21 protein-coding genes and 1 riboswitch are annotated in these 24,323 nt (G+C 71.8%); of the genes, 15 read left to right on the top strand and 6 right to left on the bottom strand.

All coding sequences use genetic code 11. The features are described from left to right. Positions 1–11 precede the first annotated feature (11 nt). From ACFVYS_RS32460 to ACFVYS_RS32440, 5 genes are all read left to right on the top strand, one after another. The gene (locus ACFVYS_RS32460; RefSeq protein WP_389507883.1) at positions 12–929 is read left to right on the top strand and encodes a LysR family transcriptional regulator; all 918 of its coding nucleotides are present in this window, start codon (positions 12–14) and stop codon (positions 927–929) included. 245 nt (positions 930–1,174) lie between these two features. Beyond that, entirely contained in the window at positions 1,175–1,498 is a 324-nt protein-coding gene (locus tag ACFVYS_RS32455) for a 2Fe-2S iron-sulfur cluster-binding protein (RefSeq protein ID WP_389507881.1), read from the top strand. Between the two features lie 240 nt (positions 1,499–1,738). Next, positions 1,739–2,635: an aromatic prenyltransferase gene (locus ACFVYS_RS32450; RefSeq protein ID WP_389507879.1), complete on the top strand. Its 897-nt coding sequence runs from the start codon at positions 1,739–1,741 to the stop codon at positions 2,633–2,635. 806 nt (positions 2,636–3,441) lie between these two features. Further along, positions 3,442–7,206 carry a hypothetical protein gene (locus ACFVYS_RS32445; protein ID WP_389507877.1) on the top strand — a complete coding sequence of 1,255 codons (3,765 nt, stop codon included), beginning with the start codon at positions 3,442–3,444 and terminating at the stop codon, positions 7,204–7,206. Positions 7,207–7,454: 248 nt separating this feature from the next. Continuing rightward, positions 7,455–7,838, top strand: coding sequence for a DUF6059 family protein (locus ACFVYS_RS32440; protein WP_389507875.1), 384 nt, complete (start codon positions 7,455–7,457; stop codon positions 7,836–7,838). A 50-nt stretch (positions 7,839–7,888) separates the two neighbouring features. Here the strand turns inward: ACFVYS_RS32440 and ACFVYS_RS32435 are convergent, their stop codons facing one another. From ACFVYS_RS32435 to ACFVYS_RS32420, 4 genes are all read right to left on the bottom strand, one after another. Continuing rightward, entirely contained in the window at positions 7,889–9,985 is a 2,097-nt protein-coding gene (locus ACFVYS_RS32435; protein WP_389507874.1) for a hypothetical protein, read from the bottom strand. Between the two features lie 1,088 nt (positions 9,986–11,073). Beyond that, positions 11,074–11,616: a DUF1707 domain-containing protein gene (locus ACFVYS_RS32430; RefSeq protein WP_389507872.1), complete on the bottom strand. Its 543-nt coding sequence runs from the start codon at positions 11,614–11,616 to the stop codon at positions 11,074–11,076. 557 nt (positions 11,617–12,173) lie between these two features. Then, positions 12,174–12,395, bottom strand: coding sequence for a hypothetical protein (locus ACFVYS_RS32425; protein ID WP_389507870.1), 222 nt, complete (start codon positions 12,393–12,395; stop codon positions 12,174–12,176). Positions 12,396–13,155: 760 nt separating this feature from the next. After that, positions 13,156–14,208, bottom strand: coding sequence for a hypothetical protein (locus ACFVYS_RS32420; RefSeq protein ID WP_389507868.1), 1,053 nt, complete (start codon positions 14,206–14,208; stop codon positions 13,156–13,158). Positions 14,209–14,680: 472 nt separating this feature from the next. On the opposite strand from ACFVYS_RS32420, the gene ACFVYS_RS32415 reads away from it, so the two are divergent. Further along, a complete protein-coding gene (locus ACFVYS_RS32415; RefSeq protein ID WP_389507866.1) occupies positions 14,681–15,049 on the top strand; it encodes a PPOX class F420-dependent oxidoreductase in 369 nt (122 codons plus the stop codon). Positions 15,050–15,450: 401 nt separating this feature from the next. On the opposite strand, the gene ACFVYS_RS32410 is transcribed toward ACFVYS_RS32415, so the two are convergent. Then, complete coding sequence (locus tag ACFVYS_RS32410; protein ID WP_389507864.1) at positions 15,451–16,017, bottom strand: Uma2 family endonuclease; 567 nt, start codon at positions 16,015–16,017, stop codon at positions 15,451–15,453. Between the two features lie 666 nt (positions 16,018–16,683). Between ACFVYS_RS32410 and ACFVYS_RS32405 the strand changes: the two genes are divergently transcribed. From ACFVYS_RS32405 to ACFVYS_RS32375, 7 genes are all read left to right on the top strand, one after another. Next, positions 16,684–17,181: a GNAT family N-acetyltransferase gene (locus ACFVYS_RS32405; RefSeq protein WP_389507862.1), complete on the top strand. Its 498-nt coding sequence runs from the start codon at positions 16,684–16,686 to the stop codon at positions 17,179–17,181. A gap of 298 nt (positions 17,182–17,479) precedes the next feature. Then, positions 17,480–17,565: riboswitch (ZMP/ZTP riboswitch) on the top strand. Positions 17,566–17,587: 22 nt separating this feature from the next. Further along, on the top strand, positions 17,588–18,454 hold the full coding sequence (locus ACFVYS_RS32400; protein ID WP_389507860.1) for a bifunctional 5,10-methylenetetrahydrofolate dehydrogenase/5,10-methenyltetrahydrofolate cyclohydrolase: 867 nt from the start codon (positions 17,588–17,590) through the stop codon (positions 18,452–18,454). 353 nt (positions 18,455–18,807) lie between these two features. Next, positions 18,808–20,022: an MFS transporter gene (locus tag ACFVYS_RS32395; RefSeq protein WP_389507858.1), complete on the top strand. Its 1,215-nt coding sequence runs from the start codon at positions 18,808–18,810 to the stop codon at positions 20,020–20,022. A 236-nt stretch (positions 20,023–20,258) separates the two neighbouring features. Next, complete coding sequence (gene rpmG / locus ACFVYS_RS32390; RefSeq protein WP_389507856.1) at positions 20,259–20,423, top strand: 50S ribosomal protein L33; 165 nt, start codon at positions 20,259–20,261, stop codon at positions 20,421–20,423. 53 nt (positions 20,424–20,476) lie between these two features. Beyond that, positions 20,477–20,737: a type B 50S ribosomal protein L31 gene (locus ACFVYS_RS32385; RefSeq protein ID WP_389507854.1), complete on the top strand. Its 261-nt coding sequence runs from the start codon at positions 20,477–20,479 to the stop codon at positions 20,735–20,737. Positions 20,738–20,772: 35 nt separating this feature from the next. Beyond that, the gene (gene ykgO, locus ACFVYS_RS32380; RefSeq protein WP_020132570.1) at positions 20,773–20,895 is read left to right on the top strand and encodes a type B 50S ribosomal protein L36; all 123 of its coding nucleotides are present in this window, start codon (positions 20,773–20,775) and stop codon (positions 20,893–20,895) included. Positions 20,896–21,431: 536 nt separating this feature from the next. Next, positions 21,432–21,626 (top strand): hypothetical protein, encoded by a 195-nt coding sequence (locus ACFVYS_RS32375; protein WP_389507852.1) that lies wholly within the window; start codon positions 21,432–21,434, stop codon positions 21,624–21,626. Positions 21,627–21,828: 202 nt separating this feature from the next. Here the strand turns inward: ACFVYS_RS32375 and ACFVYS_RS32370 are convergent, their stop codons facing one another. Next, on the bottom strand, positions 21,829–22,074 hold the full coding sequence (locus ACFVYS_RS32370; RefSeq protein ID WP_389507850.1) for a hypothetical protein: 246 nt from the start codon (positions 22,072–22,074) through the stop codon (positions 21,829–21,831). Between the two features lie 428 nt (positions 22,075–22,502). On the opposite strand from ACFVYS_RS32370, the gene ACFVYS_RS32365 reads away from it, so the two are divergent. Together ACFVYS_RS32365 and ACFVYS_RS32360 are read left to right on the top strand one after the other, a co-directional pair. Then, entirely contained in the window at positions 22,503–22,727 is a 225-nt protein-coding gene (locus tag ACFVYS_RS32365) for a hypothetical protein (RefSeq protein ID WP_389507849.1), read from the top strand. A 212-nt stretch (positions 22,728–22,939) separates the two neighbouring features. Then, the gene (locus ACFVYS_RS32360) at positions 22,940–23,545 is read left to right on the top strand and encodes a dihydrofolate reductase family protein (RefSeq protein WP_389507847.1); all 606 of its coding nucleotides are present in this window, start codon (positions 22,940–22,942) and stop codon (positions 23,543–23,545) included. Positions 23,546–24,323: the final 778 nt, after the last annotated feature.

Genomic DNA, 24,323 nt, shown 5'->3' with positions numbered 1-24,323 from the left:
GAAGGTGGAGCGTGGATCTGCTGCAGTTGCGCTACTTCCAGACCGTGGCCCGCTTTCAGCACATCAGCCGTGCCGCGGAGGAACTGAGCGTCGCCCAGCCCTCGCTCAGCCGCACCATCGCGCGCCTGGAGGCCGAACTCGGCTCCCCGCTGTTCGAGCGGCAGGGCCGCAGCATCAGGCTCAACGAGTACGGGGCGATGTTCCTGCGCCACGTCGACCGTACCCTCAGCGAGCTGGACGACGGCATCAGATCCGTGCGCGAGGCCGGTGACCTGGGGCTGGGCCGGCTCGCCATCGCCTGCGAGACCCTGCTGACCATCACCACCGTCCTCGGCAGCTTCCGTATCACCCAGCCCCGCGCCGAGGTGCGGCTCTTCCAGTCCAACGCGCAGGAGATGCAACGCCAACTGCGTGCCGGGGAGGTCGACTTCTGCGTCGCCTCACAGCCGCTGGCCGGCCCGCACCTGGAGTCGATCGAGCTCATCCGCGAGGAGGTGCTGCTCGCCGTTCCGCGCGGCCACCGTCTCGACGGCCGGGAGAGCGTGACGGTCGCCGAGCTCGCCGACGAGCCGTTCGTCACCACCCGCAAGGGCCACTGGCAGCGCACCCTCCTGGACCGGCTGTTCGCCTCCGAGGGGCTCGCCCCCCTGCTGTCCTGCGAGGGCGACGAGCCGGGCGCGAGCCAGATCCTGATCAGCGCCGGCCTCGGCATCGGCCTGATCCCGGCGATGTCCCGGGAGGCCGGCACCGAGACCCGGGTCCCGGTGGCCTGGGTGCACCTGGAGGCCCCGGCCTGCTATCGGATCCTCACCCTCGTCTGGCGCCGCGACGCCTACCTGTCCGAAGCCGCCCTGAAATTCCGGGAGTTCATCACCGCCCGGCCGTTCATGACCCACCGTCTGCCCGGCCCGGCCCGCCACGGTTCCTGACGCCGCCCGGTCCGGCCCGCATCGTGGCGCGCGGAAATATCCTCTGCTACGGTCCGTCCTGCCGCCGTCCCCGGCTTCGGACCTCACCTGTCCGGGCGGCCGGTGTGTGATGGCGAGCCGGTGAGGGTGTCGCGTCCCCCGCCGGCTCCGCGGCGGTACTCCACCACTCTTCAGCGGCCGCCCGGGCGTCCTGCGTGCCCCGCACGCGCCCGCGCCCGGCCAGGCGCCTTTCGAGGAGTTCTTCCATGCCCACGATCACCTACGTCTCCTCCAGCGGCAACGAGCGGGCCATCGACGTCCCCGTCGGCACGAGCGTCATGCGCGGCGCCGACTTCAACGAGGTCGAAGGCATCGTCGCCCAGTGCGGCGGCAACATGCAGTGCGCGACCTGCCACGTCTACGTCGACGAGAGCACCCTCGACAAGCTGGAACCGCGCCGGCCGGACGAGGACGAGATGCTCGACTACACCGCGTCCACCCGCCGGCCCAACAGCCGGCTCAGCTGCCAGCTCAAGGTGACGGAAGCGATGGACGGCCTGATCGTCCACACCCCCGAACGGCAGAACTGACACCCCGCCACCCACGGCCCGCCCCACCGCGGGTGCGGTGCTCCCCGGCAGGGGAACGAGCCCCGGCCCGTACCACCGCCCGTACCACCGCCGCCCGTACCGCCCGCCGCCCTACCGGTTTCGCCCCTACCGGCCGCCAAGCCGGCGCCAACTCGCCGTTCAGCCCCGGCCAAGCCCCCCGGTCGATGCTCTTCCGTACGCGCAGCGAGCAGACGTTCCATATCGACACCTGGGGGATCCATGGCCGGCACAGCTGATACAGAACGCCTGTACGCGGCCGTGGAGGAAGCGGCCGGGCTGCTGGACATAGCCTGCCCGCCCGAGAGGATGCGGCCGCTGCTGACCGCGTTCCAGGACGTGCTCGCCGACCCCGTCGTCTTCAACACGGTGACCAAGGGGGGCCGGATCGCCGACCTCTCCTTCGACTTCACCGTGCCCGCGAGCGCCGGCGACCCGTACGAGATCGCCCTGGCGCACGGCCTCGCCGAAGAGACCGACCACCCGATCCGCACCCTCTTCCGCGACCTCGGGGCGCGATTCCCCGTGCAGGGCTACGGCGTCGACTACGGAGTCACCGGCGGCTTCAACAAGACCTACGCCTTCTTCCCGCTGGGCGACCTGCAGGCACTGGCAGAGCTCGCCGCCCTCCCGTCCATGCCGCCCGGCCTGTCCGAGCACGTGAACTCCTTCACCGCCCACGGCCTGGACGGCAAGGTGTCGGCCTTCGCGATCGACTACGCGCGCCGGACGTGGAACGTGTACTTCAACGGACTGCCCGCCGAGGCCGTCGGGCGCGAAGCCGTCCTGCCGATGCTGCGCGAGTTCGGGCTGCCGGAGCCGAGCGAGCGGATGCTGGACTTCATCGAGACCTCGTCGGCGCTCTACCCCACCTTCGGCTGGGACTCCTCGAAGATCGAGCGGATCAGTTTCTCCACCAGGACCACGGACCCGGTGGCACTGCCCGCCCGCATCGAGCCGAAGCTCGGGAAATTCGCCACAAGCGCCCCGTACGCCTACGAGGGCGACCGGGTACTCGTCTTCGCGGGCGCGCTCTCACCCAGCGAGGAGTACTACAAACTCGCGACCTACCACCGGATGACCGCCGCGGCACACGACCGGGTCCGCTCCGCGAACTGACGCCGCCGCAGACGCCGCACCGGCCGCGTCCGGCTGCGCCCGGCCCGGGCGAAGGATGGCCTACGACGGCCCAGCCGCCAGGTCTCGCGCCCGCCCAGGAGACGCTGCAGCCCCCACAGTCCGGCCGGGCCCGCCCGGCCGGACGGGCACCCGGACACCGCCCGCCGGGAGCCCTTCGGCCGGACACGAACCGCAACAGGAACGGCACCGGCCCGGAGGTGCGGGTGGCAGGGGGACGGGCCAACGCCCGCTCCGGGCAAGGCAGGCCTGGTCCATCGGGGCGCGTCCGGCATCGGTGAAGACGTCCGGCTCCCACCGGGCTGCGACCGAGGTGACGCGCACAGCGCCCTCCCGGCCTGCACGAGGCCCCTGTCGGTGCAGTAACCGCAGCCGTGGCGCACCTGCCGGGAGCGCGGCTGCCCGACTCGGCACCGCACCCCGGTTCTTCGGGCGGCCCCGGCCGGGCCGGCGGCGCGAGAACAGGCCAGGACGCGGCCGGGCGTGGACCGGGCCCTCACGCACCGCCGTGCACGAGGGCCCGGGAGCCCACCGCCGGTACCCGTATCCCTCGTCCCGGCGGGTGCTCGCGCGCGGCTCATGACGAACCCGCGCCCTGGGTAATCCGCAGCGGCAGACGAGACGGATTGCTCCCTGTCTTCGGCTTCCTCGGGTAGTGCGTCCCGCACCGGGTGCAGCGGCCCGGCGGCGGCTACGGACACCCGCGGCAGCCCCCGAGGGGAGAGGGGCCGCCGGTATCGTGGACAGCACTGCGACGGGACGCGCGAGCGGTGAGGCGACGGCATCGAATGCTGGATCAAGCCGACGGGGAGGAGCGCCCCGCTGACGAGTTCTTTGCCGGCGCGACCCGCGAGATATCCGGCAACACCTTCCACGCGTCCGCGGCGATCCAGCAGGGCGACCGGGGCATCCAGGTCAACGTGTTCCCCGACGCGCCCGAAGACGCCCGCAACCGGGAGCGCTGGCTCGCCCAGTACCTGGCGGCCGCCGCCGAGACGTCGAAGGAGCACCCCTATCCCGCGATGCTGCCCAGCGCCGGTCCGTCGCTGGACGACGTCTACGTCCGCCAGCGTCTGGGCAGCCTGGCGCAGGACGGGTTCCCCGTCGAGGGCGACGCGATCGACCGGATCCTGGGCAGCACCCAGATGTGTACGGTTCTCGCGGGGGCAGGCGGTGGAAAGTCCAGTCTCCTGCGCACCCTCCTGGCAGTCGGCGTGGACCGCTGGCGGCAGGACCCCGACCAGGGCGTGGTCCCGGTACTCGTCCCCGCTGCGGCGCTGGACGGCCAGCCGCTCGACACGGCCCTTGCCGGCGCAGTGCGGTCAGGACTCAAGGGCCTGGTCGAAACCCTGCCCCCGGCCCTGTTCCTGGAACCGCCGACGCCACGCGCCTGCTGGCTGGTGCTGGTGGACGAACTCGACGAGATAGCGGACCCCATCAGACGGTGGAGGGTCCTACGGCATCTGCGCTCGGTCGAGGAGAACCCCGACCGCCCGCACTACCGTTTCGTCATCGCCACGCGGCCCCTGCCCGAGAGCGAGCTGGACCTGCTCGGTGCGGCTGTCGGCCGCTACGAGCTGGAGCGCTTCCAGCTCGCGGAGCTTGCGGACGTGGCCCGCCGCTGGTTCGCGGCCTACGGGCTCGGTGACCCGGACCGGCTGGCGCAGCTGTTCGTAGGCGACCTCGAGCGGTCACACCTGGCAGGCCTGGCGCGTATCCCCCTCATGGCGTCGCTGCTGTGCCAGCTGTACGCGGCGACCCCGGGCCAGCCCCTGCCGGCCGTCCGCGGCGCGATCTACGCCGAGTTCGCAAGGATGCTCCACAAACGGCAGTACAACCCGGCTGAGCCCGGCAACCCTCGCGCACTGTGCACCGAGTTCCGGCGTTACGGAGACGAGGCCGTCGCCTGTGCCGAACGCACCCTGGGCCGGCTGCCGCAGCTCATCGACTTCCTCGCGGCCGAGCGGCGCAAGGGCAGCACACTGAGCGCGACCGGGATACTCCAGTCCCACCCGGACGCCGCACCCCCGCCCCCGCCCCACTGCGTTCCCTCCGACGAATGGCAGCAGTTCCTCGCCACCGCCCTGCGCCACAGCGGGCTGCTGACCTTCCACGCCGGCGACCACGTGTTCGTCCACCAGACACTGCTGGAATACTGCGCCGCCCGTCACGCCACGAGCGAGCCCGCGGCCGGCCCGCTGCGCAGAGCCCTGGCCCGGTGGCGCGGCGGCGACACCTCCTACCTCGGATTCCTCATCGACCTCGCTTCGCCCGCGGCGCTGCGCAAAGCGGCCCCCGCGCTACGGCGCACGACCCGACTCGGCGGTCTTCAGGGCTGCCTCTTCCTCGCCGAACTCGCCCGGCTCGGCACAGCCCTGCCGCACGACGTCGTCTCCGCGGCGACCCGCGGGCTGACCAGGGCCGCACGCGACAGCAGAAAGACCGAAAGCGACCGGACACAGGCCGTCGTGGCACTCACCCGTATCTTCGACCCCCGGGTGAGAGAAACGCTCCGCACCCTGGTGCAGTCCGGCGCGCTGCACGGCAGCGCTGTCGTGGCGGCCCTGATGGAGCTGCGCGAACTCGGCGACCCGCAGGTCCTCGACATGCTCCACGACCTCGCTGTCAGCGAGGCCCAGGACTCCGGGCACCGGCTGTGGGCGGCACGCCGGCTGGCGGACTTCGACGACCCCAGAGTCCCGGACACGCTGTACGCCCTCGCCGTCAGTGAGCGGGCCCGCTCGGCACACCGGGCGGCCGCGACGGAACAACTGGCCGGCCTGCTCGACCCCAGGGTCGTTGACGCCTACTGCGCCGTGGCCTCCGGTCCTGGCGTCAGCTCGCTCTACCGGGCCGCAGCCGCAATGGAGTTCGCGACATTCCAGGACGACAGGCTGCCCGGGGTACTGCACGCCCTGGCACGGGACCGCAACGTGGAGGTCTTCTCCCGGCAGTGGGCCGCCCGGCTGCTGGCCGACAGCGGCGACCCCGGCACTGCCGGACTTCTCCTCGAACTCACCCGTGATCCCACCATCGGTGAGGGATTCCGGTGGTGGGCGACGGGCCAACTGTCCGCCCACGGCTACTCCGACCTGTCCGACGTGCTCTTCTTCCTGGCCTGTGACCCCAGCCTCGACGGCCATGCCCGGGTCAGAGCGGCCTGGGACCTCGGGCGCACGGGCGACCCGCGCGGCCGGCGGCTGCTGAGGGCACTCGCGCTGGAGGAACCGGGAAGCACGGCGACAGGAGTCGTCCGTGACGAAGGCTCACGGGCCGGTGCCGCCTCCGCCCTGGCGGCGCTGGGGAGCCCGGACGCGCCCGACGTCTTCCACAAGCTGGCCCGAGACGCCGGCCGCGCCCACCTCGACCGCCGCATCTCCGTGCAGCAGCTGGCCGACCTCAAGGGCTCCCAGGCCGCCGACGCCCTCCATTCCCTCGCCGCCGACACCGCTGTGCACGTGTCGATCCGCACCGAAGCGGCCTTCGAACTCGCCGACCTGAACGAGCCCCGGGCGATCGGCCTGCTGCGGTCCCTGGTGCTCGATACGACACTGGACCCCAAACGCAGAGCCTTCGTCGTGGGGCGGCTGTGCGAACACACCGACGTGCGGGTGCCGACGGTGCTCCGCGACCTCGGGGCGTGCGCCACACTCGACAGCCTCTGCCGCACCCGCGCGATCGAGGGCCTGGGACGCCTTCGCGACCCTGCCGTCCCGGAGCTGCTGTTCGGCATCGCGGCGGACACCGGCCTCGCGGAGTCCGCCCGCAGCCAGGCTGCGGCCCAGCTCATGGAACGCCATGACGACCGGGCCCCGCACCTCCTGCACCGCCTCGCCACCGAGACCGGGCTGACCCCGGCCACGCGGGAGACCGCCATAGCCTGGCTCGGGCGCTGCGGCCCCCGCGCCCACCCCCTCCTGCACGACCTGGCGTCCTGCCGCGAACTGGACTCGTCCCTGCGCTATCTGGCCGGGCGCACCCTCGCGACCCAGCATGTCCCCGAAGCCCGGGACCTGCTCGCAGCCCTCGCCCGCGATGCCCGCGCACGCCCCCAGGACCGGGCCGAGGCGGCCCAGCACCTGATCGAGCAGGGCGATTCCTACGGAGCCGGCCTCCTGCGCTCCCAGGCACAGGACGCCAGCCTCGACGACGAATACCGCTTCGAAGCCGCCCAGAACCTTGCCTATACGGGAGACGCCCACGGAGCCGACCTGCTGCACGAACTCGCCCTTGATCCCCGCATCGGCTTCTTCGTCCGACGCTCGGCGGCCAGGGAACTGGCACGCCATGAGGACCCGCGGCTTCCCGCACTGCTGCGCACCATGGCCGAGGACCCCACACTCGACGGCCTGTCCCGGTTCGTGGCGGCACGCCGTCTCACCGCCTCCGGCGACCCGCACGGCCCGTTGCTCCTGCGCCGGCTGGCCGGCGATCCCTCCCTGGAGGCGGAAGCCCGTGCGGAAGCCGCCCGCGAACTGCGCGCGATCACACCCCCGGCCGGCCCCCCGGGCTCCCGAAGCCTGCCGCTCTCACCCCCGCCCGAGCAGCCGTGAAGACCTGACACATCCACAACGAGCGGCCCGGCGGCCTCCGGCCACGGCACCCCCTTGCCCGACCGCACCGTCAGCGGACGGGGTCTGTCAGGCCTGACAGACCGACAGCACCGCTGCGACAACACGGACCTGACGGCCTGACAGGAGCCGGTCCACGGGCGCGGGGAACGGCCCGGCCTCGACCGGGGCCCGAGTGCTCTTGGGCACTGTACGGAGCCGACCGACACCCCGGCAGCGGAGGCAAGGACATGGAACGGTCCGCGTGGGACGCGCCGCACGACCCGCCCCGCCGCCCCGCGGCCGCCGGACGGGCGGGACGGTTCGTCGTCCGGCACTGTGTCCTGCCCCTGTGGCGTTCCCTGACGGCCTGCGGCCTGATGTTCCTGGGAATGGTGGGGCACGACGAGCCGCCCGGCCGGCCCGTGCCCGGCACAAGCACCCTGCGCGGCCGGCCGCGCGCCTGCGAGGGGACCGGCCCCGAAGCCGCAACGGGTCCGGCACCCGCTTTCGCCGGGCTGCCCCCGGGCCACCCGGAACGGCTGCGGCCCGACGTGCCGTTCACCGAGGCGGAACGCGCCCTGGCACGGCAGCTCATCGGCTTGCGCACCGACGACGGTCCGGCGGTGGACTGACCGCAGACACGTCGCCGTCCAGGCACCCGGCCGTGCCGGTGCGGCCGGGTTCAGGCGGTGGCGCCGAGGCGGTGGATGGTGATGGGGACGCTGGTGCGGTTCCCGGTGGAGTCGATGCCGAAGCGTCCGGTGGCGGCGGGGACGGTGCCGTCGGTGAGGGCGTAGAGGTGGTTGAGGACGGCGAACCGGTTGGGGAGTGCGGCGGTGGGGGTGGTGGCGTTGCGGACGGCGAGGGTGGCGGTGAGGACGGCGTCGTGGGCGAGGACGGGCCAGTAGCCGCGGGTGGCGTGGGCGGCGGGGAACTTCTGCCCGTGGTGGTCGCCGCCGAACGCGTCGAGGAACTGCTCGTACAGGTTGTGGTCGCTGTTGCCGGGGCCGCGCAGCGCCGTCGCGTCGGGCAGCGAGGCGTACAGCACCGCGATGGGTGCCTCGCCGTCCTGGTTCAGGGCGGTGAGGGTCTTGGGGTCCAGGGCCGCGGTGTCGGATCCGGAGACGACGGTGACGGGCCGGCGGTGGCAGCTGCGCCGGCTGAGCGCCTGGAGGAAGTCGGGCAGGTATTTCTCCCGGGCCGCGAAGTACACGGTGTCGACGGGGCGCTGGGCGGCGCACAGGTTCTGGCCGATGGCGTTCAGGATCGACGCCACTCCGCCGCGGGGGTCGAAGGAGAAATCCGCCTCGGGGTCGAGGTGCTTCTTCAGCCCGCTGACGGTGCGGAAGTCCTCGTAGAGGGAGTCGGTGTAGAAGTCGGCGGTGCCGTTGGGCGTCTTGACGGTGCGCACCAGCACGGCGGTGCGCGTGTCGTCGTCCAGTTCCTTGCCGAGCGCCCCCAGCTGGGCCGCGTTGGTCAGGGTGACGCGGACCAGTCCGTCGATGCGTTTCGGCGCGTTCTTCGCACTGTCGATGGTGCCGGTGGTGTCGAAGCCGTCGGCCGTGATGAGGTCGGCGACCATGGGGATGCTCTCCTTGCTGAGCGCACGGGCGGCGTCGACGGACTCCTGCTGGCTCAGCCCCATCCCGGTGACGGCGACCAGATTGTCTTCCTCGGGCAGGTGGGTCAGCGTGTCGACGGCCCTTTTCCAGTGCAGTTCGCCGCTGCCCATGTTGGCCAGCACCAGACGGATCTTCAGCGGGCCGTCGTCGCCGTTGGCCCGTTCGACGGCCGTGTAGGCGCCCTCGACCTCCCCGACGAACTGGTCGAGCGTCAGATCCTTGGCCTTGCCCGCACTGCCCACCGAGGTCAGCGGCGCCAGGAACGCGATGGTGACGTAGTGGCCGCCGCGGGTCGCCCGGTGGTTCTCCGCGCCGATGGCCGTCAGCACCGGCTCCAGGGCGGAGCCGAACACATCGGAGCGGTCGCGGCCGTCGGTCACTCCCGTGCACTCCCCGCCGGCCTCGGTCACCAGCGCCGGGTTCATGGTCCCGCAGTGCTCCTTGCGGTACGTCTCCTGCCGCTGCTGCTCCTGCCTGTGCAGCTGCTCCTGCCGCACCCGCTGTTGGTGCTGGTCGACGGCGTACACGCCGGCGGCCGCCGCGAGCGCGAGGGCGGCGCAGAGCGCCACGACGGCGCGCCGCCGCGCCAGGCCGGCCCGCCACGCCGTCCACCGGCCGCCGTCGGCGGGCGGGACGTCGTCCGGGGACTTGCCCGCCTGCTTGCCGGGGTGCGTTGCCGCAGGCGGCGAAGGCACCGGGGGAGGGGAAGGGTCCGGGGGAGACGCGGCTGCGGCTTGCGAACCACCAGGGGCCCGGGCCCCGGCCCCGGTCGAAGCCGGAACCGGAACCGGAGGAGGTGCTGGGGCCGGGGCCGGAGCCGGGGCCGGGACGGACACCTGGGTCGCGGACACCGCGGCCAGTTCCCGCCAGGCCTGCTGCCAGGGCTCGCGCCGCACCTCGTCCAGACCGCACGCGGCCAGGAAGTCGGCGACGAACTCCCACTCCGGCAGCCTGTCCCGCGACAGCACATTGGAGACGGTGGCCGGCGGCAGCCGCTTGCCCTGCCGCTGGCTGGCCTGCTCGAGATGGGCGAGCGAGACCCCGAGCCCGGTGCGCAGTCTCGTCAGTTCCTCACGGAACTGCTGCTGGCCGCCGATCCGTGGCGGAGCGCTCTCGTGCTCCGCCTGCCGCCCGCCGGGCACCTGGTCCCAGGTCATCGCACACCTCCCGCGGCGGCCCGGCCGGCGGCCGTGACGATGCCGGGCGCGCAGGCCGGGCACTGCCGCCCCGGACGAGGGCGGTATCGATGCAGCATGAACGAATTCCTGTCTTCCTGGGCGCGGCGCCACATACGCCGCACGGAGCCCCCCGTGTCCGGTTACCGGCCGGCCCACGAGGCGTTCTGGATTTCCCCGGTCCTGAAAGGGTCCTGAAATGCGAAGACGTTCCGCGGCAAGGCTGTTGCGCGAGCGGAACTCAAGAGGCCGAGGCTGCTCCTGCCGGATCAGGATTCCGCTTTTCCGTTACCGGCTGACGGGTATTCCGATCTATTTCTGAATTCTTCGGTCCGTGTCACATGCTGACCGGCTTCTTGCCGCCGCCACCGCCGCCACCGGCGCGCCCGGCCGCAGCGCAATCCCCCCGCCCCGACCCGCACCGCCGTGACCTGCGCGTACGGCGTTCCGAAACCCCGGTGCCCCTTCCGAAGGCTCCCGAAGACGCGAACGGTCGTGCGGCGGAGACGGTGCGGTGATGAGCTGGAAGACAGCGGCCCGGCCGCACCCCGTAGGAACTGCCCTGGTCTTCCTGGGCTCGGCAGCACGACCCACCGGGGAAACGAGGGGGTTTCTGTTACCGGCAGGAACCCCCTCGGCACGCTCTCGCGGCCCGGCAGAACCCGGCCTCGACCGGCGAAATCCGGGACCTGCCCGGGAAATCCGGCAGCCCGCGTGACACCGTGACACACGGAAACAGGATTCAGCGCGCCACGAAGCGCAGCGCAAACCGCACCGCAAAACGCGCCGCCGTCGTCTTCCCGCGCACGCTCTACGACGGCCTGGCCACCGGACACGCCGGCCTCTGTCTGCGGTCGCCCGGCAGATCCGGATCGCACTGCGCCCGCCTGGACATCCCGCGCCGGCACGCCCACGGCACGGGGGTGGAGACCGCCGCCCGCCTGATGCCCGCCCCGGAGCCCGCCACACCGACCGTCAAGAACCACGGCGTCCCCACCGTGCCGAGCGAAGAAGAACCGCGCCGGCTGTGCTTCACCCTCGGCCCTTCGGGCCCGGCGCCGCACCCCACCTCAACGCCGCGCGTGGCGGATCCTCAGCCGTCCGAACCCCATGGTCCCCGAGATCCGGATCGTCGGCCCGCCGGCCCGGGAACTGCGCGGGGCCTTGTACCGCGTGTCCTTCCACCCGGTGTGCAGATCCTCGTACGCGACGATCGCGTCGCGCGGCACCGTGATCTTCGCCCTGCCGGTACCGAGCTGCAGCTCGATGTTGACCACCGGATGCTCGATGACCGCCCGGGACAGGTCCAGACGCACCCCCGCGAACGCGGACTCGACCTTGAGGAACCGAGGCACCCGCCACGCCCCGCCGCGCTTGATCCGTCCGCCGGCGGCGGCGATCGTGGACGTGGTGCCCGCATCCTCCTCCGGCAGCGAGGCCAGCGCCGACACGAGCTCGCCGTGCGTGGTGACGGTGAGCACCCGGTGCAGGCGTTCGTCCAGCTCCTCGTGCGAGAGGTGACCTCCCGCGTACGCCTCCCGCAGGCGCCGCACGGCCGTGTCACGGTCCACTTCGCCGATCAGCGGCGGCCGGTCGTCCGGCAGAGCGGTCACCCCTTGACTCTACTGCCGGGCCGGCGACCCGCACCCGATCCGGTGCGCCCCGCCGGACGTCCGGAGACCGGCAGCCTCCGGCCAAGCCGCCCGGCGCTCGCCAGCCACGGCCCTTCGCGCCTCGGGGACCGTACGGCCGCCTGGCGACGTGTCACCAGTGGCCGCGGAGGAGCTGCCTGCTCTCGGCCCTGGCCGCCCCACCCTCCACAACCCCTGGACCGCTTGTGGCCTCCCCACCGGGCAGGGTGCGGAACGCGCCGGTCTCGGCCGAGCGGCGGATAGAAACTTCCTGCATCGCCCCGTAACCGCGTGCCCGTGACGAGCAGGCAGCCGGATTCCCTGCAGAGCCGGCTCGCCGACCAGGACGCTCAGCGGCTTCCCCATGCAGAAGGCAACCTCGATCCAGCTCGTCGGCGGAGCCTCTCTCAACCAAGAACAGGAGGCCGAGGAGGCTGGATGTTCGGTCCGGCCGGAGGAGGTGGCTGAGGGAAGGTGGCCGGCACAGAGGCTCGGGACTGGGGGAGGCCGTCTGCGGCCTCCCCCTTGTCCGTTCGGGGTTAGCTGCCGTGCTTGACGTAGGTGATGGCGGCCAGGCCGACGGTGAACACGCCGAGGAAGACGCTCGCGCTGGTGGTGAGGACCGCGCTCACACCGGCTCCCTGCGCGACGGTGATGACCGCTGCGCTCAGGGCGACGACGGTCGACAGCAGAAGAACGGACACGACTTCCAGGGCACGGTGGTTGCAGGCCTGCTGCTGGAGCGGAGTGGTCGCCGCCATGAAGAACCTCCCAGTTGTGGATCAACCCTTACCGGATCCGGACACACGTCACCTGAGTGACCGGTGTCGAATCGCGGCTACGGAAGGCAGCTGACGCGCAGACGCGTCGTGCTGCTCCACCGTTGGGGGATCTGCTGCAACTGGGGCCTCCGTGAAGGAGAGTTGGTTGCGGCAGAGTAGCCGAGACAGCGGTAGCCCCGCAACGGGCTGCGCAGTCGGCTCAGTTGCCCAGGTCTGCCGGAGAGCCGACGCGGTCGGCGGGAATCGAACACTGCGGTCTTTGGGTCGATCCGGCGGGGAACGTGGGGGCGTCGCGTGTCCTGAGGGCACCTGCCCTGCGCAGATGACGCGTCACCGGCAGGCCGACGGGTCGGGGCGTTCTGGGGTGGTGACCAGGCCGGGGCGCCCGGGGCGGCGCCGGGTGTTCGAACGGTGCGGGCGGTCGGGGAACTGCATGCCGCGCGAGAGAAGTCGCCCGCCCGGACTGCGCAGGCGGCGGCCTGCCACAACCGTGCAAGTCGCCCTGCAATATCGGTGAGAGGGCGGCCTGCCCTGTCCGTGGGAGGGACGGCCTCCCCGGCTCGTGGGCCGGACCAGTAAACAAAGCCCGGGGCGGCACCCCAGAGGAACACCACCGAACCGGCTCGCGCCACATCCGGGCCCCCTGATCCTGCCCTGCGCACACCCCTCACTCCTCGCCCACTCCACCTCGGCACCGGCCGGGACCCGTACCTCGTGCTGCCGCCGGTCCACCGGCAGGTCATCGGCCGGTGAAGTGCGCTTCGCGGTAGTCGTCGAGCCGGTCGAGGACCAGCAGCAGGAGGCCGCGCAGCAGGCTGTCGTGCCGCCCGCTCCCGGCAGGCCCGCCCTGTTCGCCGATCGCCCTGGCCCGGGCGACCGCGTCCGCGGGATCGGCGCCGGCCAGCGCGCGGATCAGCGCGTGCCGCACGGCGTCCAGCAACGGGCCGGGGCCCTCGCCGGAATGAACCGCACAGGGGCCGTCCGCCGTCGACCCGCCTGAGGCCTGCAGCTGTGCGGTGAGGCAGTGCAAGGGAGCCACGGTGCGTTCGGCCAGCTGGATGCGGTGCCCGACCTCGTCGAGCGCGGCGGCCGACCGACGGTGCGTCACACTCCAGCGCAGCGCCTTGCGGGCCCGGTCCAGATCCCGCCCGAGGTCATAGGGCTGCTGCCACAGCCCCCCGGCCGGGCCCTGCCCCGCCTCCCGCCCGAGCGGGGCCCGGCCGGGGTGGGGGACCGGCTCCTCCAGCAGCCGGTCGAGACGGTCGCGGTAGGCGTCGAGCCGCCCGGACAGCAGACGGCAGGGATCGGGAGGCCACAGCAGGGGGCCCAGGAGGATGACCACCGCGATCCCGACCAGGTTCTCCAGAACGCGCTGCTCCGGATAGCCGGAGACCGGCACACCGAAGACGAGCACGGCGCTGACGAGCACCTGCTGGCTGGGAACACCGTCGATACGCAGCAGGAGGCTGGCGAGGTATCCGGCGCTCACCACGACGGCGAGGGAGAGCGTGGACACGGGAAGCCAGCGCAGGGCGACCGCCGCGATGCCCACCCCCAGCAGGACACTGCCCAGGCGGTAGAGCCCCAGCCGGGGGGCCCACAGCGGGATCCCGGACAGGGTGAACACCGCAGGCAGCACGGCGGCGATGGGGGCACTGTTGATGCCCAGCTCGACCGACAGGTACCACGACAGCGTGGCGCACAGCACCATCCGGGCCCCGCCCCGCACCTCCTGCACGCTCAACCGGCGCAGCCCGGGCAGCGGACGGCCGAGGCGGCCCAGGACGCTCACCGCCGACGGCAACGCACAGCCCCGCCCGCAGCCCCGCCGGCAGTCCCTTCCCCGTACGGCGGCACGAGCACACTCCCCTCCCGCAGGCGATCAGACCCGACCAGGTTACGAGCCGCCCGCACGCCCGCGGGTGTACGCGGAACGTGTCTCGTGCCCTCCCTCGACGTGCTGTGCCGGCGGCCGTCTGCGCCCGCCGTCCGGCGCGGCACGGACCGCGCCGGACGGGTTCCCCTCACCGTGCGGCAGCCGCCGCGGGCCCGGCGATCCGTGCCCTTCCGCCGCGAACGTCCGGCTCACCACCGGCGAACAGCACACCACGCGTCAAAGCCGTTCCCGGCCGCCCTTTTCGAGGCCTACCTTCCCGTCTCCGCTGCCGTCCTGGGTGCCGTCTTCGGTATCGCAGCGGGCTCAGCCCCGGGACCTAGGCCGATGACCCGATGTGCGCGTGGCCGGGACATGTTTGGCTGCTGCCATGACCGAATTCAGCACGGCCGAACGCGCGTACCTGATGTCGCAGCGGTTGGGGCGCCTCGCGACGGTCGACCCCTCGGGACAGCCGCAGGCCAACCCCGTCGGGTTCTTCCTCCAGGAGGACGGCACGATCCTGATCGGCGGGTTCGCCATGGGACAGACGAAGAAGTGGCGCAATCTCCGCAAGAACCCGAAGGCCGCACTCGTCGTGGACGACATCGTGAGCCTGCGGCCCTGGACGGTGCGCGGCGTGGACATCCGAGGAGAGGCCGAACTCCTCACCGGACCCCACGAGTTGGGCCCGCACTTCAGTGAGGAGGTGATCCGCCTCCACCCCAGGCGGATCCACAGCTGGGGCCTCGAGGAATAGCCGCAAGGCCGTGAAGTTACGGGTCGGGCGGGGGCTGTCCAGCAGGTCGTGGGCAGCGAAGGCCGCTGGCGACCTCGCCGCACCACGGGCGGGTCGATCTTCGCCACCTCGGTCTTGTCCAGTGGCATGCGTGTGGCACGCCCCGGACACGACGAAGGGCCGGCTCTGGGAGGAAACCCTCCTGATCCGGCCCTTTTCCTGTGCCCTGGCAGAACGGCCTGCGACACCCGCTTCCAGGGCGGGACCGGGTCTTTGCCGGGGGGCGCCCGGCGCTGCACGCGGTGCTGTTTCCCCTGGTCGGAACCGTACGGCGAGCCACTTGATACGGCTCCTGCCGCCCTGTGCCGGGCCGTCTGCTCACGCATCGCTCACACGCTGCCGACTGCTGGGCAGCGCCTGGGTCAGACCTGGCCGAGGTCGATCTCCACCGGGAAGGGGGCTGCTGCCTTGAGGACGCCGGTGAACACGTCTCCGTTCCGGTAGGTCTTCGTCGCGGGGTCGAGAACGTAGGTGTACACGAGAGGAACGCCTGTCGCGGTCTGCTCGATCCGCCAGTAGAAGGCGATGCCTGCCTTGGCGTACTGGTCGACCTTCACGATCCGGTCGGTGGTCTCCGAGCCCGGCGACACCACCTCCGCGACCAGCAGCACGTGTTCAGGGCGGGTGGGGGTGACATCGATCGTGTCTGCGCGGTACACGACGACGTCCGGGCGGCGATTGGTGAGCGGGACGTCCTGAAGCCGGACGTCGAAGTCCGTGTCGGCATTCCACTCCGGGCCCGCGGCGGCATCCAGGGCGTTCGCCAGAATCCGGGCCAGTCGGTTGTGCCGCTTGGACGCACTCGGACTCACGACGACCATCCCGTCCACGACCTCAATGCCGGTGCACTGCTCCTCGGACCAGGAGTCGTACTCCTCGGCCGTGATCTGCTCATGCATCCACGCCGGGGCCATCATCTCGGCCGTCATGAAGCACCTCCCGGACACTGTGCGGCGGGCCTGATCCCGCTGGATTCAGCGTACTGTCTGCCGTCCGTCCGGCGCGCTGATCTCACTCGCACCCTCTTCCTGTCGGACACCCCGACCAGCGGGCCCATGACGGGTCAGGAACCGGCAGAATGGGATCGGCCTCGGGGGAGCGGAACAGGGAAGTTCCCCATGCTCTGGGACACGTATCGGATACCGTTCCTGCCCATGTTCTGCCGTAGGGCCAACTCGCGCTTCTTGCAGTGGAATTGAGCAGAGGTGCACTTCGATCCGCGGTCCGTGGGGATGATGCGGCCGTCTTCCCGGTGGCCCAGCCGGCTGCCGTGTCGAGGACGTCGAAGACCAGGTCGACGCGGTGGCGGTCGGCCATCGATTGACATCCTCCTTCAGAGGGGGAGGGCGTCAAGGGGCAGCCCGCATCGTCATACGCGCCTGCCCAAGTATCAGGCCGCCCGGGGCCCGCGCATCGACCGGACCAGCTACAAGGCCATCACCGGCATCGAATCCCGGCGCCCCAGCTCCTTGACAGCGCAGCCCAGCCACAAACTTCACCGCCCTGGAACCTGGCCAGCCGGACCTTCCTCCCTGTTCTGTGCGGGCACCGGCCCCCACGTCGGACGCCGGGTACAGGCCGTGGATGCTGGTGCAATGACCGATCCACGCGAGGCAGTCATCGTTCACCGGCCGGGCCAACGCCTCCCGGCGGACCGGCTGGCCGAGCTGCTGGCGGCCTACCACCTGCGGACCGAGGCCGAGAAGGGCAGCGCCGTCACGGACGCCGACAAGCTGCCGGACCGCTATCGGGCAGAGATCTCCGACCCGCGGGCCGCGTTCGCCGACGACACCGTGCTGATGGCCCTGAGCGGTGACACGGCCGCGGGCTGCCTCGTGCTGACCGCCCCCGCCGGCGGACGCTCAGAGATCAAAAGACTCTGGACGGACCCGGCGTTCCGCAGCCGGGGTGTCGCGTCCGCCCTGATCGGTGCCGCGCTTGCGCACGCCGCGGAGAACGGCGTCGGCACGCTGCGCCTGTCGGTGTGGACATGGCGTACGAGCGCCATCGCCCTGTACGAGCGGTTCGGCTTCACCGTCGCCCCCTCATGGGAAACACGCGACCAGCTGCTCTGCATGGAGCGCAGCGTGTAAGCGGCCGCCTCATCCGCCTCAGTCGCACGCTGCCGCGGCTCGCGCATGCTGTACGGACGGGGCGGGAATGCCGCCGCGGCGGCGGGTGTTGTGCGGGACGTGGTTGTGAAGGGGACAGTGTCCCCGGGCCTCACCTATTGCCTGCGGGGACGATCGTCCGGCTGAAGCCCCGCAGAGCCTTTCGCCGCGCAGGCGACCGCCCCTTCACGACCACGCTCTTTCGTTCCCGGCCCCGGCAAGTCGCCTCCTGGCACCGGACATTGAGCGGTGTGAGCATGCTCCACGTCTACTACAGTGCGCTGTGGGCCGTGACTGGCGCTGAGGTGGAGCACCACCGGGGAGCGGTCTGACGAGACGTCGTTGCCGTGCGCCTGGGCGAGTGGTCGGCCACCCCCGGAGGGCAACCATGTCCGCGATTCAGACGGCCCAGCTCATGGACGGCACCGGTCTTGCCGGACGCATCGTCGAAGAGGCTGCCGCCAGGGCGGCAGAGATCTCACAGCACACCGGGACCAGTCCCTGCCTGGCGACGGTGCTGGTGGGGGAGGACCCCGCGTCGGTCACCTACGTCCGTATGAAGCGGGCGCGGTGCGCGAAGGCGGGTATCCGGTCCCGGCACATCGCTCTGCCCGCCGCCACCACGACCGCCGAGCTGATCGGCACCCTCGCCGGCCTGTCCGACGATCCGGACGTGCACGGCATCCTGCTCCAGCATCCCTGCGGCCCGCACATCGACGAGCGAGCCGCGTTCGAGGCCATCGCCCCGCACAAGGACGTCGACGGGGTCACGGCACATTCCTTTGCCGCCATGAGCTTCGCGCTGCCGGGCTTCGTGTCCTGCACCCCGGGCGGCATCATGCGGCTGCTGGAGGCCTACGACGTCGACCTCACCGGCCGGCGCGCCGTCGTGGTGGGCCGCAGCGCGATCCTCGGCAAGCCGGTGGGGATGCTCCTGCTCGCCCGGGACGCGACGGTGACCTACTGCCACTCCCGCACGGCGGACCTGCCGGACATCGTCCGGGAGGCGGATGTCGTGGTGGCGGCCGTGGGACGGCCCCGGCTGATCCGGGGTGAGGACATCAAGCCCGGCGCGGTGGTGATCGACGCCGGCTACAACCCGGGCAACGTGGGCGACGTGGACTTCGACACCGCCCTCACCCGAGCCCGCCTGATCACGCCGGTGCCCGGCGGCGTCGGCCCGATGACCATCGCCGTCCTGCTCGCACAGACCGTCGACGCCGCCGCGCACCAACTCGGAGTCCCGCACCGCTGACCCTCCCTCGGGCACGCACCCCCGTCCGCTCTCCCGCCCTTGGCCAAAGCCGCCGGATCTGCCTCCGCGAGGTTGCCCGGCCGGACGGCACCGCAGACGCAGCCGCCCGCAGACCGTCCCTGCACCGCATGACCGGCCCCCGGAGCCGGTGTGAGGCAGGCCATAATTTCTGTCGGCCGATCTTGGAATGCGTGGGCATGGGCCACCGCTGCACTGCTTGTGGGCCTTCCCTGCCCTGGGGGGCGCACCGGGCAACGGTGGCCGGCGCGAATGGCCACAGGAGCAGGACCCCTCGTGGTCCCGCCTGCTCCGCCACGATCCGGACCGCCGCCCGCGAAAGGTACTTCCGCTCCATGCCACTGGCCCTGCTGGCCCTTGCCCTCGTCGCGTTCGGTATCGGTACGACCGAGTTCGCCACGATGGGGCTGCTGCCCCAGATCGCCGACGGGGTCGGCGTGTCCGTGCCGCACGCCGGCAACATCGTCTCCGCCTACGCGCTCGGCGTCGTCGTCGGCGCCCCGCTGCTGACGGGTATCGGCGCGCGCATCGCCCACAAGCGGCTCCTGCTCCTGCTGTCGGCCCTGTTCGTGATCGGCAACGTCGCGTCCGCCCTCGCACCCGGCTTCGGCCTGCTGTTCGCCGCACGCTTCCTGGCGGGCCTGCCCCACGGGGCGCTGTTCGGCGTGGGCGCCGTCGTGGCCTCCCGGCTGGTCGCTCCCGAACGCGCCGGGCGGGCCGTGTCGAGGATGTTCCTCGGACTGACCATCGCCAACATCATCGGCGTCCCGGCCGGCACGGCTCTCGGGCAGCAACTGGGCTGGCGCTACGCCTACTGCGCCGTCGCCGTCATCGGCCTCGTCGCGCTGGCCGCGCTGGCCGCCTTCGTCCCCCACCAGCCGCGCAGCAACCAGGCCGGCATCCGGCACGAACTGCGCGCCATGGGCAACCGACAGGTCGTCCTGGGCCTGGCCACCGCCGTCGTGGGATTCGGCGGCTTCTTCGCCGTCTACAGCTACCTGGTGCCGATCCTGACCCACCTGACGGGCCTCTCCGAATCCTCGACCACCTGGGTCCTCGCGCTCTACGGCGCCGGAATGACGCTGGGCACGCTCGTCGCGGGCCCGCTGACCGACCGTGCGCTGCGCCCGACGCTGTACGGAGGGCTCGCCCTGCTCGGCGCGTCGCTCGTGACGTTCTACTTCACGGTTCACAGCACCGTTCCCGCCCTGGTGACGCTCGCCTTCATGGGCGCGATGGGCGCCCTGGTCACCACGCCCGTGCAGATGCTGCTCATGGCCAAGGCGAAGAACGCCCCGACGATGGCGGCGGCCTCCAACCACTCCGCGTTCAACCTGGCCAACGCCGGCGGCGCCTGGCTCGGCGGCCTGGCCATCTCGGCCGGCTGGGGCTGGGGCTCGCCCGCCCTGGTCGGCGCGGCCCTGGCCGCCGCCGGCCTCGCCCTCGCCTTCTTCGCAGGCCTCACCGACCGCGGGAACGGCCCCTCCGAACTGATCACGTCATCGGCGGCCGAGACCCCGGCACAGGCCCGACAGATCCCGACAGCCTGACCACGCGTGCACGCCGGCGCGGTGCCGGGCCGGCTCACGGGCGGCCCGGTCGGGTCGCGGCCGCTTGGCCCGCTGAGGCCGGCCCGGCGCAAGCCGGCAGGCAGCTGTGCTGAATGAAGTGCCTGCGGCACCGGAGCTGCGGGCCGGCCGGGAATGAGGCGGCCGGAGAGGTTGTTGCACAGCATGAACCTGACATGCTCCGGTCAATCCGGGGGTGTGGGTGAAAGGAGGACCTCATGGCACGCAACAGCACGCGTTCCCTCGTCACGCTGAAGTCGACGGCGGGGACCGGCGTCACCTACGTGACGCGCAAGAACCGCAGCAACGACCCCGACCGGCTCGTCCTGCGCAAGTACGACCCGCTCGCCGGGAAGCACACCGCCTTCCGCGAGGAACGCTGAACCACGCCTGCGCCCCGGGCAGACAGCCATACAGCCATAAGGAAGGAAACCCCATGAGGCCCCGCATCCATCCCGAATCCCGGCAGGTCGCCTTCCGCGACCGCGCCGCGAACGCCCTCTTCCTCACCCGCTCCACCGCCACCTCGGCCCGCACGATCGAGTGGGAGGACGGCAACACCTACCCGCTGATCGACGTCGACATCTCATCGGCGAGTCACCCCTTCTACACCGGGACCTCGAGGGTCGTGGACACCGCCGGGCGGGTGGAGCGGTTCGAGCGCCGCTACGGCCGCACAGCCCCGGCCCGGCCCTGACCGCGGGCCGTCATCCGAACAGGAGGAAGCAGACCATGAAGGTACGCAAGTCCCTGCGTTCGCTGAAGTCCAGACCGGGGGCCCAGGTGGTCCGCCGCCGCGGCGTGGTCTTCGTCGTCAACAAGAAGAACCCCCGCTTCAAGGCCCGCCAGGGCTGACAGCACCCGTCGGGCCGGCCGGGCCGCACGCCGCAGCCGGACCTACCGCGCCCGGGAGCTGCGTCCCGCGTGCCCCCGAACCGAGCCGAGCCTAGCCGGGACGGGAGCCCGCCCGTCCGGTGAAGGGGACGGGAATGCCGCCGCGGCGGCGGGTGTTGTGCGGGACGTGGTCGTGAAGGGGACAGTGTCCCCGGGCCTCACCTATTGCCTGCGGGGACGATCGTCCGGCTGAAGCCCCGCAGAGCCTTTCGCCGCGCAGGCGACCGCCCCTTCACGACCACGCTCTTTCGCCTACGGCTCCGGGCCGGCGTCCTCGCCGCCCCGGAGCCGCACCCTTTTCTGCCGCGGACGCGCGGCCGGCCCGGCTGCACCCGAGCCGACCCAGCCGGGCAGAACACGGCCTGCCCACCCGCCTGCCAACGTGCCGCCATCCCTCGTTTGAGAAGCCCCCGCTGCCCCTGTCGAAGGACCGGCGGCCGCGTGATCATCCACGGACGACTCGCGGCGTGCTTACGGCTGCCGGGCGCGGGGAAGTGATGACCTCCATGACGAGCGCGATGCAGAACTACGGTCTGCTGTGGACCGACCCGGACGGCACCCCGCAGGCGTCCGCCGGCAGGTACGACAAGCGGTCCGCGAAGCACCGCCGCACCGAACTGAAAGCCGTGGGCTGCACCCGTGTCGAGATCGTGCCGGTCAGGCCTGGCGAGGTTCCCGAGCCGGTTTCCTGAGCGAGGCGGAACAGACCGGAGCGGGACGGCCCGGCATGCGTCCGGCTGCTCCCGGCGTCCGCGCCGGCGGCCGAGGCGTCGAACCCCTTGTCCGCCGGCTGCGCGAAGTTGCACAGGTACTGACGTACCGACGACGCGAGCGCCGCCGGGCCTCCTCGCTCGCTACGGGTACTCGCGGATTCTTCCGGTCCGTCGGTCCGGCTCACACGTCCTCGGTGTCCCGCACGTCGATCTCGCACTCCAGATCGGGGATCACATCGAGCTGGTTCTTCACCGCCTCACGGACATCGCCGGCCAGTGACACCGATACCCCGGCGGGGACGTCGGGAGCATCCGGGCGGTTGACGGATGACACGATCGCATCGGGGTCCATTTCCTCCAGTGCGTGGAGAACCTCGTCGACCCGGTCGCTCCGCACGGTCGTTGAGACGTAGGTACGGACAGTCATGGTTGTCTCCCTTGCCGTAACCGGACTGCTGGGCCCGCCGTCCGTCGTCCTCGTCGGGCGGGCACGAGTCCACGGGCATCACGGAACCCATGCCGTCAGCCTCGCCCGTCTCGAGGCCGTCCGCACTCGCACTCCTCCACGCGGGCGTCAGGCGCCGGCCACAGCGCACTTTCAGGCGCAGCAGCACCCGGACGAGGCGGCCAGGCCCGCCGGCTGCGCCCCACCCGACGGCCCGCGCCCACTGGGGTACCCGCTCGTAGGTGACGGTGGCGTCCGGGCAGTCCTCCGCGAGGTGGGTGAGGGCGTCGCGTTCGGCCGGGGCAGCGGGCAGCTGCCAGCGCCCGTACGCCCGGCCACTACTCCGGCGACAGCCCCTGACCGCCGCGGCGGGGTCGCCGGGTGAGCTTGCCGGGGGCACGCTGGGAAGGGTGAGCAGCGCGTCGATCGTCGTACACCCGCCCTCCAGCACGGGCGGCAGGAGCGTCTCCGTGCACTCGCAGGGCCGGGTCGAGATCCTCGGCACCGCCTATAGCGATCACGATCTGGTGGTGTTCCTTGAGGGCGCGGGCGTCCAGGATCCCGACAGCATCCTGGACGACGACCAATGGATCGAGTGGCGCGGCGGCCGCGCACATCAGTGGAGTGCCGCCTGAGCTGTTCCCGTCGCCGGGGCCGGCCGCCCGCAGCGCGCCGCGAGAGCAGTGAAAGCGGCGCCCGGCCCGTACGGGCGCCGGGCGAACGGCTGGGCCCTCGCAGAGCCCCGCCGCTCCGTGACCGACGGCGGGGCAACCGGGGCAGGTCCGCAAGTCCCGCCGATGAGTTTGTGGCGGTGGTGCCGTCTACCCGTCGACGAAGGGAGCGCACCATGCGCAAGATCATCGTTTGCACTTTCCTGACGCTGGACGGCGTCATGCAGGCGCCGGGCGGCCCGGACGAGGACGCTGAGAGCGGCTTCGAGCACGGCGGCTGGCAGAAGCCGGTGACCGACGACGAGGTCGGCGCGGCCATCGCCGGCTGGTACGAGCAATCCGACGCGATGCTGCTGGGCCGCAAGACGTACGAGATCTTCGCGTCGTACTGGCCGGGCGCCGATCCCGACAACCCGTTCACCGATCGGATGAACAGCATGCACAAGTACGTGGCGTCTCGGACCCTGACGTCCGTGGAGTGGCAGAACTCCACGCTGCTGGAGGGCGACATCGTCGATGCCGTACGCGCGCTGAAGGCGTCCGACGGCGGCAACGTCAACGTCGTCGGCAGCGGCGACCTCGCCCAGACCCTCATGCGGCACGGCCTCGTCGACGAGTACCGGCTGACCATCCACCCGGTGATCATCGGCACCGGCAAGCGGCTGTTCGCCGATGGAGCGATCCCCACCGCGCTGGAGCCGGTCACCGTCACGACGACGAAGGGCGGCACCGTCGTCGGCGTCTTCCGGCCGAACGGCAAGCCCGGCTACGACAGCTACTGAGCGGTTTCGCCTGGTGACCTCCGGGTCAACGAGGCTGTTGACGAGACGGCTGCCGATCAGTTCCGGCGAGCGTGCCGCAGCTGCCTGGAAGCGACTCGCGGCGCCGGGTGGGAACCAGGCGACCGATGTCCTTGTCACTCCTTGGGCACGGCGGGCGTCATCGGTGCCGACGCCGGGGCAGATGGTGGGCTCGCCGCCCACCCCTCGCCGTCATCCCGGCCGTGGCCGCCACCGGAACCTGATGGCTCGGCCGACGTCGCCACTCCTGCTCCTGGGTGCCGAAGGGCGCAGGTGTGAGCGGATGCGGCTGCCACGCGTCCGCCGGTCCACTGAAGATCAGCGGCACGGGCCTTCGGTAGGGCCACCGAGCATGACTGTCCCTCGTTCCGGTGCCCTGTTCGTCGTCGCCGCCCTCGAACGCAGACGGAGCGCCCGCTCTGTCCGCCGCGGTCGCCATACGCAGGACGATTCCCACGCGCGCGGGTTCGCCCGGGTGAGCGGTCTGTGAGCGCGTCAGCTGCGATTCACGTCCGGCCCGCCGAGAGGCAACACATGCGCGAGATTGCAGGCGACGCCGCGACGCGAACCCGAGGACCTGACAGGCCGGCGGGTCGTACCGAGCGACCCACCGGCGGTTACGTCGCCCACCCCAGTCCGAAGGGGGCGAGCTGCTGGAGTTTGTCGGTTCAACTTCGCGTGGGAGAGGAACACGCCCAGCTTCACGGCGTAGTCCTGTCCTCCGGAAGCCGGCGCGGAAGCCTTGGCCGGCGTCTTCGGC

The sequence above is a fragment of the Streptomyces sp. NPDC058295 genome, assembly GCF_042880655.1.
Lineage (GTDB): Bacteria > Actinomycetota > Actinomycetes > Streptomycetales > Streptomycetaceae > Streptomyces > Streptomyces coriariae.
This window is presented reverse-complemented; position numbering and strand designations above follow the sequence as displayed.

What these genes read in the sequence shown, in the direction of transcription:
- ACFVYS_RS32455 (WP_389507881.1), top strand. Translation starts at nt 1,175, where the DNA reads ATGCCCACGATCACCTACGTCTCCTCCAGCGGCAACGAGCGGGCCATC.
- ACFVYS_RS32450 (WP_389507879.1), top strand. Translation starts at nt 1,739, where the DNA reads ATGGCCGGCACAGCTGATACAGAACGCCTGTACGCGGCCGTGGAGGAA.
- ACFVYS_RS32445 (WP_389507877.1), top strand. Translation starts at nt 3,442, where the DNA reads ATGCTGGATCAAGCCGACGGGGAGGAGCGCCCCGCTGACGAGTTCTTT.
- ACFVYS_RS32440 (WP_389507875.1), top strand. Translation starts at nt 7,455, where the DNA reads ATGGAACGGTCCGCGTGGGACGCGCCGCACGACCCGCCCCGCCGCCCC.
- ACFVYS_RS32435 (WP_389507874.1), bottom strand. Translation starts at nt 9,985, where the DNA reads ATGACCTGGGACCAGGTGCCCGGCGGGCGGCAGGCGGAGCACGAGAGC.
- ACFVYS_RS32425 (WP_389507870.1), bottom strand. Translation starts at nt 12,395, where the DNA reads ATGGCGGCGACCACTCCGCTCCAGCAGCAGGCCTGCAACCACCGTGCC.
- ACFVYS_RS32415 (WP_389507866.1), top strand. Translation starts at nt 14,681, where the DNA reads ATGACCGAATTCAGCACGGCCGAACGCGCGTACCTGATGTCGCAGCGG.
- ACFVYS_RS32410 (WP_389507864.1), bottom strand. Translation starts at nt 16,017, where the DNA reads ATGACGGCCGAGATGATGGCCCCGGCGTGGATGCATGAGCAGATCACG.
- ACFVYS_RS32405 (WP_389507862.1), top strand. Translation starts at nt 16,684, where the DNA reads ATGACCGATCCACGCGAGGCAGTCATCGTTCACCGGCCGGGCCAACGC.
- ACFVYS_RS32400 (WP_389507860.1), top strand. Translation starts at nt 17,588, where the DNA reads ATGTCCGCGATTCAGACGGCCCAGCTCATGGACGGCACCGGTCTTGCC.
- ACFVYS_RS32395 (WP_389507858.1), top strand. Translation starts at nt 18,808, where the DNA reads ATGCCACTGGCCCTGCTGGCCCTTGCCCTCGTCGCGTTCGGTATCGGT.
- rpmG (WP_389507856.1), top strand. Translation starts at nt 20,259, where the DNA reads ATGGCACGCAACAGCACGCGTTCCCTCGTCACGCTGAAGTCGACGGCG.
- ACFVYS_RS32385 (WP_389507854.1), top strand. Translation starts at nt 20,477, where the DNA reads ATGAGGCCCCGCATCCATCCCGAATCCCGGCAGGTCGCCTTCCGCGAC.
- ykgO (WP_020132570.1), top strand. Translation starts at nt 20,773, where the DNA reads ATGAAGGTACGCAAGTCCCTGCGTTCGCTGAAGTCCAGACCGGGGGCC.
- ACFVYS_RS32375 (WP_389507852.1), top strand. Translation starts at nt 21,432, where the DNA reads ATGACCTCCATGACGAGCGCGATGCAGAACTACGGTCTGCTGTGGACC.
- ACFVYS_RS32370 (WP_389507850.1), bottom strand. Translation starts at nt 22,074, where the DNA reads ATGACTGTCCGTACCTACGTCTCAACGACCGTGCGGAGCGACCGGGTC.
- ACFVYS_RS32360 (WP_389507847.1), top strand. Translation starts at nt 22,940, where the DNA reads ATGCGCAAGATCATCGTTTGCACTTTCCTGACGCTGGACGGCGTCATG.